This is a genomic window from Chitinophaga jiangningensis (assembly GCF_900142605.1).
Lineage (GTDB): Bacteria > Bacteroidota > Bacteroidia > Chitinophagales > Chitinophagaceae > Chitinophaga > Chitinophaga jiangningensis.
This window is the reverse complement of sequence record NZ_FRBL01000001.1, coordinates 920,640-933,868: the sequence shown is the minus strand read 5'-3', so window position 1 is coordinate 933,868 and position 13,229 is coordinate 920,640. Positions and strand designations below refer to the sequence as shown.

Annotated in this window: 16 protein-coding genes; 7 read left to right on the top strand and 9 right to left on the bottom strand. The window is 47.1% G+C overall.

The features are described from left to right. The first annotated feature begins 102 nt into the window (after positions 1-102). A complete protein-coding gene (locus BUB18_RS03880) occupies positions 103-1,806 on the top strand; it encodes a chloride channel protein (RefSeq protein ID WP_073078163.1) in 1,704 nt (567 codons plus the stop codon). A 184-nt stretch (positions 1,807-1,990) separates the two neighbouring features. Here the strand turns inward: BUB18_RS03880 and BUB18_RS03875 are convergent, their stop codons facing one another. Continuing rightward, on the bottom strand, positions 1,991-2,566 hold the full coding sequence (locus BUB18_RS03875; RefSeq protein ID WP_073078489.1) for an NADPH-dependent FMN reductase: 576 nt from the start codon (positions 2,564-2,566) through the stop codon (positions 1,991-1,993). A 33-nt stretch (positions 2,567-2,599) separates the two neighbouring features. Then, positions 2,600-3,850, bottom strand: coding sequence for a serine hydrolase domain-containing protein (locus tag BUB18_RS03870; RefSeq protein WP_073078161.1), 1,251 nt, complete (start codon positions 3,848-3,850; stop codon positions 2,600-2,602). A 101-nt stretch (positions 3,851-3,951) separates the two neighbouring features. Here BUB18_RS03870 and BUB18_RS03865 point away from each other — a divergent pair, with 101 nt between their 5' ends. The 3 genes from BUB18_RS03865 (at position 3,952) to BUB18_RS03855 (ending at position 5,653) form a co-directional block, all read left to right on the top strand. Next, positions 3,952-4,329, top strand: coding sequence for a winged helix-turn-helix transcriptional regulator (locus BUB18_RS03865; protein WP_073078159.1), 378 nt, complete (start codon positions 3,952-3,954; stop codon positions 4,327-4,329). 351 nt (positions 4,330-4,680) lie between these two features. Then, positions 4,681-4,998 carry a hypothetical protein gene (locus tag BUB18_RS03860; protein ID WP_073078157.1) on the top strand — a complete coding sequence of 106 codons (318 nt, stop codon included), beginning with the start codon at positions 4,681-4,683 and terminating at the stop codon, positions 4,996-4,998. Next, positions 4,982-5,653, top strand: coding sequence for an ATP-binding cassette domain-containing protein (locus BUB18_RS03855; protein WP_073078155.1), 672 nt, complete (start codon positions 4,982-4,984; stop codon positions 5,651-5,653). The genes BUB18_RS03860 and BUB18_RS03855 overlap by 17 nt, the downstream gene beginning before the upstream one ends. Here BUB18_RS03855 and BUB18_RS03850 read toward each other — a convergent pair. After that, on the bottom strand, positions 5,639-6,388 hold the full coding sequence (locus BUB18_RS03850; protein ID WP_073078154.1) for a DUF4184 family protein: 750 nt from the start codon (positions 6,386-6,388) through the stop codon (positions 5,639-5,641). The genes BUB18_RS03855 and BUB18_RS03850 overlap by 15 nt on opposite strands. Before the next feature lie 130 nt (positions 6,389-6,518). Between BUB18_RS03850 and BUB18_RS03845 the strand changes: the two genes are divergently transcribed. Together BUB18_RS03845 and BUB18_RS03840 are read left to right on the top strand one after the other, a co-directional pair. Continuing rightward, positions 6,519-7,052, top strand: coding sequence for a YceI family protein (locus BUB18_RS03845; RefSeq protein ID WP_073078153.1), 534 nt, complete (start codon positions 6,519-6,521; stop codon positions 7,050-7,052). Positions 7,053-7,079: 27 nt separating this feature from the next. Continuing rightward, entirely contained in the window at positions 7,080-8,330 is a 1,251-nt protein-coding gene (locus BUB18_RS03840) for a DEAD/DEAH box helicase (RefSeq protein WP_073078152.1), read from the top strand. Between the two features lie 136 nt (positions 8,331-8,466). Here the strand turns inward: BUB18_RS03840 and BUB18_RS03835 are convergent, their stop codons facing one another. Together BUB18_RS03835 and BUB18_RS03830 are read right to left on the bottom strand one after the other, a co-directional pair. Then, on the bottom strand, positions 8,467-9,051 hold the full coding sequence (locus tag BUB18_RS03835; protein WP_073078150.1) for a YceI family protein: 585 nt from the start codon (positions 9,049-9,051) through the stop codon (positions 8,467-8,469). A gap of 140 nt (positions 9,052-9,191) precedes the next feature. Next, a complete protein-coding gene (locus BUB18_RS03830; protein WP_073078148.1) occupies positions 9,192-9,644 on the bottom strand; it encodes a MarR family winged helix-turn-helix transcriptional regulator in 453 nt (150 codons plus the stop codon). A 144-nt stretch (positions 9,645-9,788) separates the two neighbouring features. Here BUB18_RS03830 and BUB18_RS03825 point away from each other — a divergent pair, with 144 nt between their 5' ends. Then, complete coding sequence (locus tag BUB18_RS03825) at positions 9,789-10,331, top strand: DinB family protein (RefSeq protein ID WP_073078145.1); 543 nt, start codon at positions 9,789-9,791, stop codon at positions 10,329-10,331. On the opposite strand, the gene BUB18_RS03820 is transcribed toward BUB18_RS03825, so the two are convergent. From BUB18_RS03820 to BUB18_RS03805, 4 genes are all read right to left on the bottom strand, one after another. Continuing rightward, positions 10,332-11,072: an SDR family NAD(P)-dependent oxidoreductase gene (locus BUB18_RS03820; RefSeq protein WP_073078143.1), complete on the bottom strand. Its 741-nt coding sequence runs from the start codon at positions 11,070-11,072 to the stop codon at positions 10,332-10,334. It abuts the gene before it with no gap. A 169-nt stretch (positions 11,073-11,241) separates the two neighbouring features. Continuing rightward, a complete protein-coding gene (locus BUB18_RS03815; protein ID WP_073078141.1) occupies positions 11,242-11,649 on the bottom strand; it encodes a VOC family protein in 408 nt (135 codons plus the stop codon). Between the two features lie 240 nt (positions 11,650-11,889). Next, positions 11,890-12,399, bottom strand: a complete 510-nt coding sequence (locus BUB18_RS03810) for a DinB family protein (RefSeq protein ID WP_073078140.1) — start codon at positions 12,397-12,399, stop codon at positions 11,890-11,892. A gap of 26 nt (positions 12,400-12,425) precedes the next feature. Then, positions 12,426-13,157 (bottom strand): FecR domain-containing protein, encoded by a 732-nt coding sequence (locus BUB18_RS03805; RefSeq protein WP_073078139.1) that lies wholly within the window; start codon positions 13,155-13,157, stop codon positions 12,426-12,428. Between the last annotated feature and the right edge of the window lie 72 nt (positions 13,158-13,229).

The window sequence follows — 13,229 nt, the reverse complement described above, 5'->3', positions numbered from 1 at the left end:
ATATGGATTTTATTGCATTGGCAATAAAATTTTAGATAAAATTGATAAATAATCTTGTTTAAATATTGCCAAGGCAATAATTTTGTACAAAAATACGCTATAATGAGTCACAAAAATAGGAAGCAGGCAGTATTTATTGCCCCTTCACTTGATAAATCAGCCTATGACCTCAAAAAAACATCTGAAAACGCAGTGTCTGGAAGATTGTTCTACGTATGTGTACAGGTAGTAATAAATGCAGTTATCATCGGTTTTATCGCAAAAGGATTAGTGGCATTGATCAGCCTCATTACCAACCTCTCTTTTTACGGAAAATTCTCCTTTGCAGAATCCAGCCCCGCTCATAACCAGTTGGGCCTTTGGGTGATAGTGATACCTGTTATCGGTGCTGTTATCATTGGTATTATGGCACGACTCGGATCAGCCGCTATTCGCGGCCATGGTATCCCGGAGGCTATGGAGCAGGTACTCACCAACGAAAGCAAAATCAAACCGGTTATTACGATATTAAAACCCTTGTCCGCTGCCATTTCCATTGGTACTGGTGGTCCCTTCGGTGCGGAAGGCCCTATCATCTCCACAGGTGGTGCCTTCGGTTCATTTGCCGGACAAATCATGCGGATATCGCCCAACGAGCGTAAAATCATGCTGACCGCTGGCGCTACCTCCGGTATGGCTGCAATATTCGGTACACCGGTAGCTGCCGTGCTGCTGGCCATTGAACTGTTATTATTCGAATTCAGTCCTAAAACAATTATTCCTGTGGCCCTGGCATGTGCTACAGGTACTGCTATGCACATCGCAATGTTCGGCTCCGGCCCGGTATTCCCTATGGCTGAACTGGCCGCCCCCACACCGGAAGCCCTGGCTTGGTATATCGGAATCGGTGCTGTTATTGGCGTGCTTGCTGCAATAGTTTCCAAAAGCATTTATCTGATAGAAGACCTGTTCGAAAAACTCCCCATGCATTGGATGTGGTGGCCGGCCATTGGTGCTGTCGCCATAGGTGTGGTTGGTTACTTCGCGCCTTACACCCTGGGTGTAGGATATAACAATATTACGGAACTCCTCAGCGGCAACCTGCCATTACAAATGGTGTTAGGTCTCTGCTTTCTTAAATTCATTTCCTGGTCCATCTCCCTGGGTAGCGGCACCAGCGGCGGTACACTGGCGCCTCTGCTTACTATCGGTGGCGCCACTGGGGTACTGATAGGTATGGCAGTAATGCACTTTGTGCCTAACACACAAATCAATCTTCCCACCTGCGCACTCATCGGCATGGCTGCGATGTTTGCCGGTGCTGCCAGAGCACTCCTCACCGCCGTGATTTTCGCCTTTGAAGTAACCATGCAGCCGCATGGCCTACTGCCACTGTTAGGTGCATGTACGGCTTCTTATTTCGTATCCTTCTTTTTGATGAAGGGAACCATTATGACGGAAAAAATCCAACGCCGCGGCGTTGCTACGCCTGATGCCTATGAGCCGGATATCCTCCAGCGCCTCAAAGCTGCTGATGTCATGGCCTCCGCACGTCAGGAAGAAGATGCAAAGGATACAGAAATTTACGTGTATCCGGATACACCGCTGCACATAGCGGTAGCCCTCATGAGTGAATATAAACTTACCAGCCTTCCCGTTCTCAATACTGCGGATAATACGCTTACTGGTATTATCACACCTGCGCTAGTGTTCGACGCCTATACCAACTTCCGTCAAACCGGAAATCAACATCAGCAGGTTATTTCCGTGAAGAGAAGAAGAAATAAGCTGCTGGTTCGGGGACGACATCTTTTCAATCGCCAATAGTTTACGGGTAAAAGCAAAGCAAAAAACGGCTGCCGTTACTGGCAGCCGTTACTTTTTAAAACTATTATCTGGTATAAGGACAAATAGGGAAAGGATTCATAGCAAAAGAAATAATTTTTCCCTGATCCACCATATCTCCTGTCCAAAATGGTATTTAAGTGTGATGACCATTTTTCGTATATCCTTATACTTTATTAAAAGCAGGTGGGTTTAGGTAGATGTCATCCTCGCGCGGGGCCGTAGCTACAGACAGGAGCGCATGCATCAGCCGGTCAATCGCCGTGAGCGTTTCCCCGTGCGTGATCACCCCATCCGGACTCATCTTCGTTTTAATAGCCGGTATCACCAGCTGCATCTCCTCCCTCATCCTCGACTCAATAATCAGTAAGGTGCCTAACAAAGATTTGTGTGCATGTACCCCTGAGGTACCCGCCGTGATCAATGCCACCGGCTTCTTCGAGAACTCCATGCTGGAAACGGTCCAGTCAATCGCATTTTTCAGACTACCGGGAACGCCTATCGCATACTCCGGTGTGCAAATCAATACGGCATCCGCCCCACGCAGCTGCTCCCGAAACGCTGCCACCGCCGCAGGCGGCTGATCCTGATCCAGGTCAGGGTTAAAATGTGGTAACTCCGTTAACCCGTTGAATAATGTAAGCTCCGCCTGTGATGCGTAACGCGCAGCTATTGCTGCTATGAGTTGGTGATTGGACGATTGCTGCCTGGTACTGCCTGAAATTGCCAGAATTTTAATCATAGAGTTTTCAATTATCAGCAGCAATTTAAGTGATCAATTTGATATCGCACCATAAACCACCTGTTGCAGATTTTCACGGAGTGCATTATAATCTTCCGGTAGATATTCCTGTGTTAATATGATGCCGATGATCTTCGATACCGGGTCCTGCCAGTATTTCGTATTAAAAGCACCGCCCCAATATATTGTTCCGATGCCGGCTGGCACCAGGTGCTGCGTACGGGGTGTTATAACAGCTACGCCTAAACCGAATTGCAACTGGTCAGTGTTTGCACTGCCGGTAAGGTGATTCAAACGCAGCTGGGCAATGGTGGCGGGACTCAAAAAACGATGCCCCTTATAAGTACCGCCCGCCTCCAGCATCAGCAAAAATTGCGCATAATCTTCAGCAGTACTGCTCAATCCTCCTCCGCCGGAATGAATCGTGCCGGGATCAGTAGGGTACTGTGGATCCACGCCATTGAACAGCATGCCCTTCACTTTCTGCAATTGGCCCTCCACCCGTTGCTGCAATGTTACCAGGCGATGCTCCTTTTCCTGCGGCAAATGAAAATGTGTATCGTGCATCTCCAGCGGATCAAAAATCCTTTCCTGGAAAAATTGTTCCAGGGTTTGTCCACTCCAGATTTCCACCAGGTAACCGAGGATATCGGTATTGAGGCCATAGGTGAAGGCTTCGCCCGGATGATGCCGCAATGGCAGTGACGCAATCTTTTCCACCACCGCCTTCAACTTTTCGTGTGTCCCGAAAACAAAGCCTAGTGCGGATTTGGCATAGATAGCATTCATCCGGGGATCTTCTGAAATCAAACCATAGCCAATGCCTGAAGTATGGGTAAACAAGTCCCGCACTGTAATCGGCCTCGCAGCGGGACGCGTGGTATAAGTACCGTCTGTTTCGTTGTACATGTCGAGTACTGCGGCATCTTTAAACGCGGGAATATGCTTTTGCAGCGGATCATCGAGCCGGTAGCAGCCTTCTTCCAGCAGCATCAGCGCAGCCACGCTGGTAATGGCCTTCGTTTGTGACGCAATGCGGAATATATGATCCGTGCGCAGCGGTGTTTGTGTGACTACATCCGCATAGCCCACTGCTTTGTTATACAGCACTTTCCCGTCTTGTAAAATGAGGATATGTGCCCCGGTCATCGCGCCGGAAGCAAGGCGCCTGGCAGCAAACTGATCTATACGGATGTTAAGTAGTTTACTGTCAAGCAAATGAGGCTGCGTGGCGGATTTTATTGCTGGTCTGGCGGATATTAGTTCATTAGTGTATGTTTCCATGGCTTGAATGTTTTAAATTTGTAAAGCAAAGGTAACACCAGTTAACCCGCATATTCAATACTGTGGCGGATTGTAAGGAACTAACAAAAATGTAAGCAAGCATGGCCAGCATCAAAAAAAACTCAACCAATAACATCAACCGGGAAACCATAAAGTCCCGTTGCCCGGAAGCATATGCTATGGATCTGATCGGCACCCGATGGAAGCTGTCGGTTTTCTATAACCTGAAAAACGGTCCTATGCGCTTTACTGTGCTCAGAGACAGGATTGGAAATGTAACAGACCGTATGCTTACGCTACACCTGCGCGAAATGGAGCAGGACGGCCTGGTGATCCGCACCGTTTATCCGGAAGTACCGGCACGCGTGGAATACCAGCTCACGGAAAGTGCCATGGAACTGCAACCGGTATGGGAGCTGCTCAGGGCGTGGGGAAGCCGTCATCGTAACCGGCAGGAGGGCGTAGAGGTAGCACCGTGATGGGGCCCGTAAGGCTAAACAAACAGTTCTCGTATGACCAATAACGTTATAAAATTATCGTGTTGGCCCGCTACCATTGTTGCGGCTATTTAGGATAGTATTTCAACAAAAACACAAGTCTTTCCTGCTTTGCTGCTCCTATGTTTGCAACAAACAACAAACAACAAAACACAAGTCTTAGCTGCTTACCTGCTTGGCTGCTTTGCGTGCAAAAAAGATCGCTCTCCTGGCGCCGAAGGCGCCAAAAGTCCAATAAGTCTTTGCGAGCTTAAAATCCTATGCTGTTTTGCGAGAAAAAGATCGCAAGGCTATTTAGCATAGTATTTGCAACTGTAGCCGCAAATCCCGAAAATGCTTTTCCACTATTACCGGATGATTACTGCGCTCAACCTGCCGTTTTCCCTTGCCGCCGCCGTGCTGGCCTGGCTGGCCACCGATTACGACTGGTATATTTTTCTAAGAACTTTTGGCACCGGATGGCTGACGGGTGGCTTTTTCATGGCCCTTTTCCTGTTTCAGCTGCGCTATAATCACCTTTATTACTTCTATCATAACAAAGGTTACTCCCGTACGCGACTAATCGTTTGGTCGTATGTGATAAACGTTTGCGAAGTCATTACCCTTGTTTACGCGTATAAACTAATCCATGCTTATGTCACACCGGCTTGAAGCGGATAGTATCATTAAATCATTCGGTGGCCGTGAACTGTTGACGGACTGCTGGGTATCCTGCGATACCGGCGAAATTCTGGGTATGCTGGGGCGTAATGGCTGTGGTAAATCCACCCTGATGAAGATTATTTTCGGGACCGAGCCAGCACTGAATAAAAGTATCCGTATTGATGGAAAGTATTACGAGACGCCGTTTACAGCAGGTAACCTGATTGGGTACCTGCCGCAAAAGTCGTTTCTGCCCAATAACTTAACCCTGCGCAAAATTGCAGATTTATATCTCCCCGATATAAAAGCAAAAGAAGCACTATTGGCCCACCGCCTTATTCAGCAACACATGCACCTCCGGCGCCACCAGCTTTCAGGTGGCACCGGCCGATTCTTTGAAATACTGCTGCTGGTGCATCTGGATGTGCACTTTGTGCTCCTGGATGAACCATTTAACGGCCTGGAACCTTTACTGAAAGAGGAAGTATTGCATCTCTTACAAGAAAAGAAAAAAGAGAAAGGCTTTATTATTACGGATCATGATTTCAGGAATATTATCCAGGTAAGCGACCGCATTATGCTGATCGACAATGGCGTTTGCAGGCATATAAAACAAATACAGGAGCTGGAAAGGTTTGGTTATGTACCTTCAGGTATTTTTTAGGGAGATGTTAGCGCCGTTGCGCCACGAGTCAATCGCGGCCACCCCAAAGAAGCCATACATTACCCCACCCAGGATGACAGCCAGGTAGTCCATTCCCTCGCAGGCGATAAAGTGGACCTGTTCATTAATTACCAAAATAATGCTGGATAAGATTCCAACCATTACCCAGAAAACGATCGCCGGCAGGAAAGGTATCCTGTTGGCAGCCGGCTTTATGGGAATTTTGAAAAAGTAGTAAAAAAGCACCATTAGCCCGGCTACGGAGGTCAGTATCTGCATCATATACCAGGCGGGCAGTTGGCCCCAGTGGCCCTGTAACGGGGGGATGATCCTTACAAAATACCCGCTTTCATGGGTAAAGGCGTCCAGGAACAAATGCGTGGTAATGCCTGCCAGTACGGAATAGAGCACTACCAAAGTATGCTGCATAAAATACTGGTGCCAGTTGAAAAAGTGGTAACGGGTTACCCGCGCCGCCGCAAATGTAGGTGCATAGCGCATCACCGGATACCGCAACCAATGATGCCAGGCATATGCCAGCAAAATGGCCAGGGGTAAATCGTACAGGAAAATGCCAGGCAGGTGATGCCCTGCATCAGCATAGGGATTTAAACGGAAAAAATACAGGAAATCCGGTACCATACTGCCTATGATCAATCCGGTTAAGGAGGCATCTTTAGGCCTGATCTTGTATAAAGGCGCCACTATGGCGGCATGCGAAATGGTAAAAGGCATACTTCCCCGACGATTTGGAATTATTTTTGGTAGGTTGATGGAAATTCGTCCATCGTTTCCGGTAATTTATCCAAATATAATTACGTTATAACACTTAATTTTATAGTCAAATAGAAAAATAGAAGAAACCATGGCAACCTGGAAAATTGACGAAGCGCACAGCGAAATCGGCTTTAAAGTAAAACACCTGATGATTACAAATGTTAGCGGTTATTTTACCCGCTTTACAGGTGAAGTGAAAACAGAAAGCGAGGACTTTCACGATGCATCGATCTCCTTCGAAGCAGCGGCCGACAGCATTGATACCTCCAACGCACAGCGCGATGAGCACCTGAGAAATGGTGAATTCTTTGATGCTACACATTTCCCTAAAATCAGTTTCGTTTCTACCAAAGTAAAAAAACTGGAAGACAAACAGTTTCACTATAGGGTGTTGGGCGACCTGACCATCAAGGACCAGACGCATCCAATTGAGCTGGAAGTAGAACACGGTGGTGTAACTAAAGACCCATGGGGTCAGGAAAAAGCAGGTTTCACCCTGAAAGGCCGCTTACACCGCACCGATTACGGTTTACGCTGGAATGCTACTACAGAAGCGGGCGGACTGGTACTCAGCGACGAGGTAAAACTCAACATGGAAGTACAGCTGGTGAAAGCGCAGTAATCCACGCCTTCTCCTTATCTTTGGCGCATGAAATTCGAACAGTACAACATTTCGTCCGAGATAAAAAAGAGCCTGGCTGATTTGGGCTTCAAACGCCCTACAGATATACAATTCAAGGCCATCCCATCTATCCTCAAGGGTGACGATGTGATGGCCGTTGCACAAACAGGAACCGGCAAAACTGCCGCTTTTGCCATTCCTGTGCTGCATCGCCTCCAACAACAAAGCTTCAGATACGATAAACGCAAATATGAGGTAAAGTGCCTCGTAATGGTGCCCACCCGGGAACTCGCCATCCAAATCGCTGAGGTATTCCAACAAATAGCCCAGTATACCGACCTGTCCATCCTCGCCCTCGTAGGTGGTGTGGACCAGTCCCCGCAAATCAAAATCCTTGAAAAGGGAGTGGATGTACTGATTGCTACCCCCGGCCGCATGTTCGATCAGCTCAACCAGGGCCATATCGACCTGCGCAGTGTGGAAACGCTGATCCTCGATGAGGCGGACCATATGCTGGACCTGGGCTTTATCCGCGATATCCGCGACGTAATCAAACACCTCCCGCGTGTACACCAAACGCTGTTCTTTAGTGCCACGCTGGACAAGGATATCAAGGACCTCGCCTATTCCGTGGTAAATAATCCCATCCGTATTCAGATATCCCCGCAGGACCCGGTATCTAAAAATGTTACCCATGCCGTTGCCTACGTAGGCATGGATGATAAACGCTTTTTCCTGGAGCGCCTGGTAAAAGAGTTTCCGGAAAATAAGATCCTCGTGTTTGTACGTACCAAAGTACGTGCGGAACGCGTAGTGGCTGCAATGGCCCGCGTAGGTATCACTGCCCTCGCCATGCACGGCGGTAAAGAGCAGGACGATCGCCTTTCCGTAATGGAAGAATTTAAAAGCGGCGCCATTAAAGTTTTGGTAACTACTGATGTAAACGCACGAGGTATCGATATCCCCAACGTGGAATATGTGGTGAACTATGACTTGCCGGATGTTCCTGAAAATTATGTTCACCGCGTGGGCCGAACTGGTCGTGGTGTGCAAAAGGGTAAAGCTGTTTCATTCGTGAGCCCTGAAGAAAAGCCCCTCCTGGATGAAATCCAGAAATTCATCGGTAAGCCTATCAGCGAAATGACCATTAGCAAGGATGATTACCGTGAAACCGTCAGCTTCTCCGAAGATGTGCCGAATGATAACTGGCAGCTGCTGCTGGATCAACACAACAAAGAGATGGAGGGAATGAAGAAGAAAAAGAAGAAAAAAAAGTAACTGATCTCTTAATAAAAGAAATGCCTTCGCACAAGAAGGCATTTCTTTTTCTGCTTGGGCTGCAGGGCGGCAGCCCTGTAACCCAAGCAGGGTAACTCAAGGCCTTCGGCCTTGAGTTACCCTGCCAAAAAATAAATTATTGTTTTACAACCTCCACATTCACCAATACATCCACAGTAGGTGATACCGCATACACACCGGAAGGTAATTTATCCGCATATTTCACGCCATAGTCCAAACGGTTTACCGTTGCTTTAGCAGTAAAACCAGCTCTTCTCAAACCCCAGGGATCTTTAACGATGCCGTTGAAAGTAACGTCAAAGGGTACACGCTTAGTAGTGTTGCGAATAGTAACATCCGCCAGCATCACATATTTGTTACCAGTGATTTTTTTGAAGGAAACACTTTTTACAGTGATGGAAGGGAATTCGGCAGCATTAAAAAAGTCATCCGATTTCAGGTGACCGTCACGCTGCGCTACACCGGTGTTGATACTGTTTACATCCGCAGTGAATTCAATTTTAGCGTTCTGAAAGCTGGTGCTGTCAGCAGTTTCCACGGTGCCGTTGAATTTATCAAACTTACCGTTTACGTAATTGATACCAAGGTGATTAACACTAAAGCCTATTTGACTATGTGCAGGATCTGCTCCCCATTTTACCTGTGCAAAAGAAGATACACCAGCGAGCAGCATAGCAGCGAATAAGAAAACCTTTTTCATGATTTGTTAGTTGTAATTTATTTTTAAAATCTTAGTTAGTATTCCTGATTATTGTTAAACAATAAAGTAAATAGTTGAGTTGTGTTACAGTTATGTAGCTACTATTATTGTATATACAACAGTTTAGCAAAAAAAATAGCTCAGCCTCTGAGCTTATCCAGCAATTCGTTTAGCAGTGCGGCTTCCTCCCTGCTGAAGTGCTGGAATATACGTTTGTTGTTAGCCTCCACAACGGGGTCTAACTCTTCCAGTAAAGCCAGGCCTTTGTCTGTGATAGCTATTTCCACTTTCCTGCGGTTTTCTTCGCATTGCTTACGTGTTAATAAGCCCTTCTGGCGGAGTTTTTCTACCAGGCGGGTAGCATTGCTCATACGGTCCATCATACGCTCCTGTATGTCCAGCAGGTTCAATGGGGAAGGCCTGCTGCCCCGGAGTATACGCAGTACGTTGTATTGCTGGGAAGAAAGATCATAAGGCTTCAGGGTATGCAGTATTCCTGCCTCCACCCATCCGGATGTAAACAGGATATTCAGCATCGCCCGCTGATAGTCGTCTTTAAATTTCGACTGCTTTAGTTCTTCTTCTAATCTCATTATTACAGTAACAACTATTGTATATACAACAAAGGTAAAGATTAATCTGCTTTCCGGCAAAAAATAATAAAAATTACCGGAATGCTACTGACATACTGTTGTCATACCCCGGTTGTTACTTTGTATTAACAAAACAAAATCAATATGTTACAAGCTACTCATCCACTGAATACCACTACTGCTTCCTTTACTGGAAATATTCTTGACCAGGTGCGTTACAACTGCTGGGCAAATACTACCCTGGTAAACTTCCTGCGCACCAAATCACCTGAACTGCTGGAAACAAATGTAGCCTCCAGCTATCCAAGCATAAAGGCTACATTATTACATATGTGGGATTGCCAGGACTGGTGGATGGCTAACATGCGGAATGAAAAGCCGGGATTTGCATGGTCCGAAGGCTACAACGGCACCCTGGAAGACATCCTTACCGGCATCGTGGAAAACTCTGAAGAGCTGGTGAATTATGTGGAAAACCTCCCGCCGTCGCAACTCAACGATACCTGCCTGGTGGCTATCCCGTTTACCGGCGATTTCCTGATTCCCCGTTTCGAAATGATGCAACAGGTAGTGATGCATAGTACTTACCACAGAGGTCAGGCAGTTACCATCGGTCGCCAGCTGGGCTTTACCGACGCACCCAACACCGACTTAATGTGGTACCTCCTGCTGGTAAAAAATAAATAACTAGATATTGTACCCGCCGTCAATCGTTTGCTCGGTACCGGTTATAAAGCTGCTCTCAGGGCTGGCCAGGAACGTCACCAATGATGCAATCTCCCTGGCTTGCCCATAACGGCCAATTGCGGTATGGGAGCGGATGCTTTCGGCATGTGGACCGTCAGCAGGATTCATGTCAGTGTCTATCGGTCCCGGCTGCACGAGATTGGCGGTAATGCCTTTGCCGGCCAGGTCCCGCGCCAGTCCTTTGTTAAGCCCCAGCAGCGCTGACTTCGACATGCTGTATAAAAGAGCACCCGCTGTAGCCAGTCTCTCTGCCATATTACTACCAATAGTGATAATCCTGCCACCCGCCGGCATATGCGCTACAGCGGCCTGTGAGGCCACAAATACCGCCTTCGTATTTACCGCCATCATATGGTCATAATCTTCCAGGGTATAATCTTCCAGCATCTTCATCTGAAATACACCGGCATTGTTTACTAAAATGTCGATTCGGCCAAACGCAGCCACCGCCTGCTTTACCGCCTGACGGAGGTCGTCCGCTACGGCACTATCAGCCTTCACTGCCAGGGCATTACGCCCCTGCTGCCTTACTTTTTCCACCACTTTATCCGCGCTATCCGCACTTTTCGAATAAGTGATCACTACATCCGCGCCTTCTGCTGCAAATCTTTCTGCAATGGCCGCACCCATACCGCGACTACCGCCAGTGATCAGGGCTACCTTGTTTTCCAGTCTTTTCATAGTTTTCGTTTTTGTAACACAAAACTATTACGGGGATTTGGAGGAGAGAAGAACGGCAGCAATTGTTAATAACTAACCTGAATGTTAGTTAAGCCACCAGTAAGGGTAACAGGAATACGGGATGTAGGCGTTGTTACGCTTACACCCCGTATATAATTTGATGAATAATTTATTTAGCAGCTAATATTTCCAGGTAGTGCGGGTTATACATTACACCCAGTACATTTCCAAACGGGTCCACTACAGAAGCTGTTACAAATCCGCCACCACGTTCGGTTACCTCATCAAACAGTGTAGCTCCCATACTCAGTAAACGCTCCACGGTAGCCTTTACATCATCCACATGCCAGTAAACAATTGCACCACCGGGCTTTGTAGCCGCACCACCCGGCGCATACCTGCTGTCAATAATTCCTAATTCAGCCTGGTAGTCGCCCAGCCGAAACTCTGCATAGCCAGGCCTTTCAAAGTAAGGAGCCATACCGGTTAATTCCGTGTACCACTTTTTTGCCGCGTCATGGTCAGCAGCAAAGTAGCTAATAGTAGCGAAGCCTCTTAATGGGTTTGTATTCGTCATAGCGATAGTTTTTGTGTTTTTGATGATGATGTAAAGATAGTAGTGAGGGTATGACAACCTTATGTCAGCAGGAACAAACAACCTTTAAAAAATATATTTTTGGGAAACGGTAGGTTTACTTCATATATCCACGAAAGCGGCCATGAGCATGCAAAAGAGCTGCTTTCTCCTTGTCAGAATGATAACCCGATTATTATGATGGGTGATGCCGTGGACATGCACCGGAAAGTAAGGACGCGCTTACAGATATTTTTCGCGCAGTACTTTAAAGTGATGGAGCTGATGGCCAATCAGCGTAAAGCCCAATGCCAGTACACTGGTTTCAATTTTCCAGCATACACCTGTGCGTAACATCACCGCCTCATTAAAGCCCCTGAATAAGGCTTCACTCGCCATACGGGTAGCTTTTAACTCATTTACTATATCAGACAGTGAACGGCCCTGGCTCAGCGTATTAGCTGCGTATTTTTCTTCATCAAATCCCGGTAACGGACCTTTGTCGTTACGGGCAAATACCATCGCCCTGTACATAAATACGCGTTCTGCATCCGCCATATGAAGAAATACATCCTTCATACTCCATTTGTCGGCCGCATACGCATAATTCCCCCTCGGCTCATAACGTGCTATGTCAAACTTATTCAACTCCTCATTAGCCAACTGGAAGGCATCTTTAAGATCCACATCCGGCACCAGATTGATATATCGGTCATAAAACTTGGGCACAGGAAAAATCAAACCTTTTTTCATAGCGGTAAGTTCAGGATGCTTTTGTATTAGTCTTTAATGTTCAGGCGCTGAGGCGCTGGTAATCCTGTCGCCCATTGCAGCGCTGACTGCAAATTAACATTTCTTACACTAAAATCCGCATCTGCATTATAGATTCCCTCCGTGCCGGGTTTAAGATTGATGGTAGTTCGTTGATCCGTCACCGTTACAGTGCCTTTGGCCAGTATTGTGCGTACATGTCCGCGGTCGTAACTATTGATTGCAAATTCAGCATCGGACGCATTAATGTCAGTCATAGGTGTATGTACCGTCAGTGAAGTAGAGTCGCCGGGTAATAACCTGAAATAAGCCTCCCCGTCTACAAACAACTGCTTGTTTCTGCCGGCAGTAATAAATTTGAACCGTACGGTGGTTTTGCTGTTCAGCAACACGTAGGTGCCATCGGCAAGTATGAGTGAGTACATTTTCCCTTCCGGAACATACAGCGTATTCCAGCTGGTAACCCCGATCCCTTTAGGACTGTAGGTAATGCCCTGCGGGGATGCATAAATAGTAGCATCACGGGATTGGAAAATCTTGTGCTGCCGGGCCGTAAGGTCCAGCACATCTCCGTTGGCCAGTGTTAATAATATCCTTTTCTCCGCCTCTTCCTTTACGATCGGAACAGGAACAATAGTTGGCTGCTGTACCCACCACCATATACCTCCGATTACGGTCAGTATGCAAACTAAAGTTATCCACACTGCCGGTGTTGCGGCTTGTTTCGGGTGTGGTTTCATGTGTTTAAATTACAGGTTTGGTACCAGGCAAATTTTGCCTGCGGAAAAGTACAAATTGCCTGGAAACTGACC

What these genes read in the sequence shown, in the direction of transcription:
- BUB18_RS03880 (WP_073078163.1), top strand. Translation starts at nt 103, where the DNA reads ATGAGTCACAAAAATAGGAAGCAGGCAGTATTTATTGCCCCTTCACTT.
- BUB18_RS03875 (WP_073078489.1), bottom strand. Translation starts at nt 2,566, where the DNA reads ATGATTAAAATTCTGGCAATTTCAGGCAGTACCAGGCAGCAATCGTCC.
- BUB18_RS03870 (WP_073078161.1), bottom strand. Translation starts at nt 3,850, where the DNA reads ATGGAAACATACACTAATGAACTAATATCCGCCAGACCAGCAATAAAA.
- BUB18_RS03865 (WP_073078159.1), top strand. Translation starts at nt 3,952, where the DNA reads ATGGCCAGCATCAAAAAAAACTCAACCAATAACATCAACCGGGAAACC.
- BUB18_RS03860 (WP_073078157.1), top strand. Translation starts at nt 4,681, where the DNA reads ATGCTTTTCCACTATTACCGGATGATTACTGCGCTCAACCTGCCGTTT.
- BUB18_RS03855 (WP_073078155.1), top strand. Translation starts at nt 4,982, where the DNA reads ATGTCACACCGGCTTGAAGCGGATAGTATCATTAAATCATTCGGTGGC.
- BUB18_RS03850 (WP_073078154.1), bottom strand. Translation starts at nt 6,388, where the DNA reads ATGCCTTTTACCATTTCGCATGCCGCCATAGTGGCGCCTTTATACAAG.
- BUB18_RS03845 (WP_073078153.1), top strand. Translation starts at nt 6,519, where the DNA reads ATGGCAACCTGGAAAATTGACGAAGCGCACAGCGAAATCGGCTTTAAA.
- BUB18_RS03840 (WP_073078152.1), top strand. Translation starts at nt 7,080, where the DNA reads ATGAAATTCGAACAGTACAACATTTCGTCCGAGATAAAAAAGAGCCTG.
- BUB18_RS03835 (WP_073078150.1), bottom strand. Translation starts at nt 9,051, where the DNA reads ATGAAAAAGGTTTTCTTATTCGCTGCTATGCTGCTCGCTGGTGTATCT.
- BUB18_RS03830 (WP_073078148.1), bottom strand. Translation starts at nt 9,644, where the DNA reads ATGAGATTAGAAGAAGAACTAAAGCAGTCGAAATTTAAAGACGACTAT.
- BUB18_RS03825 (WP_073078145.1), top strand. Translation starts at nt 9,789, where the DNA reads ATGTTACAAGCTACTCATCCACTGAATACCACTACTGCTTCCTTTACT.
- BUB18_RS03820 (WP_073078143.1), bottom strand. Translation starts at nt 11,072, where the DNA reads ATGAAAAGACTGGAAAACAAGGTAGCCCTGATCACTGGCGGTAGTCGC.
- BUB18_RS03815 (WP_073078141.1), bottom strand. Translation starts at nt 11,649, where the DNA reads ATGACGAATACAAACCCATTAAGAGGCTTCGCTACTATTAGCTACTTT.
- BUB18_RS03810 (WP_073078140.1), bottom strand. Translation starts at nt 12,399, where the DNA reads ATGAAAAAAGGTTTGATTTTTCCTGTGCCCAAGTTTTATGACCGATAT.
- BUB18_RS03805 (WP_073078139.1), bottom strand. Translation starts at nt 13,157, where the DNA reads ATGAAACCACACCCGAAACAAGCCGCAACACCGGCAGTGTGGATAACT.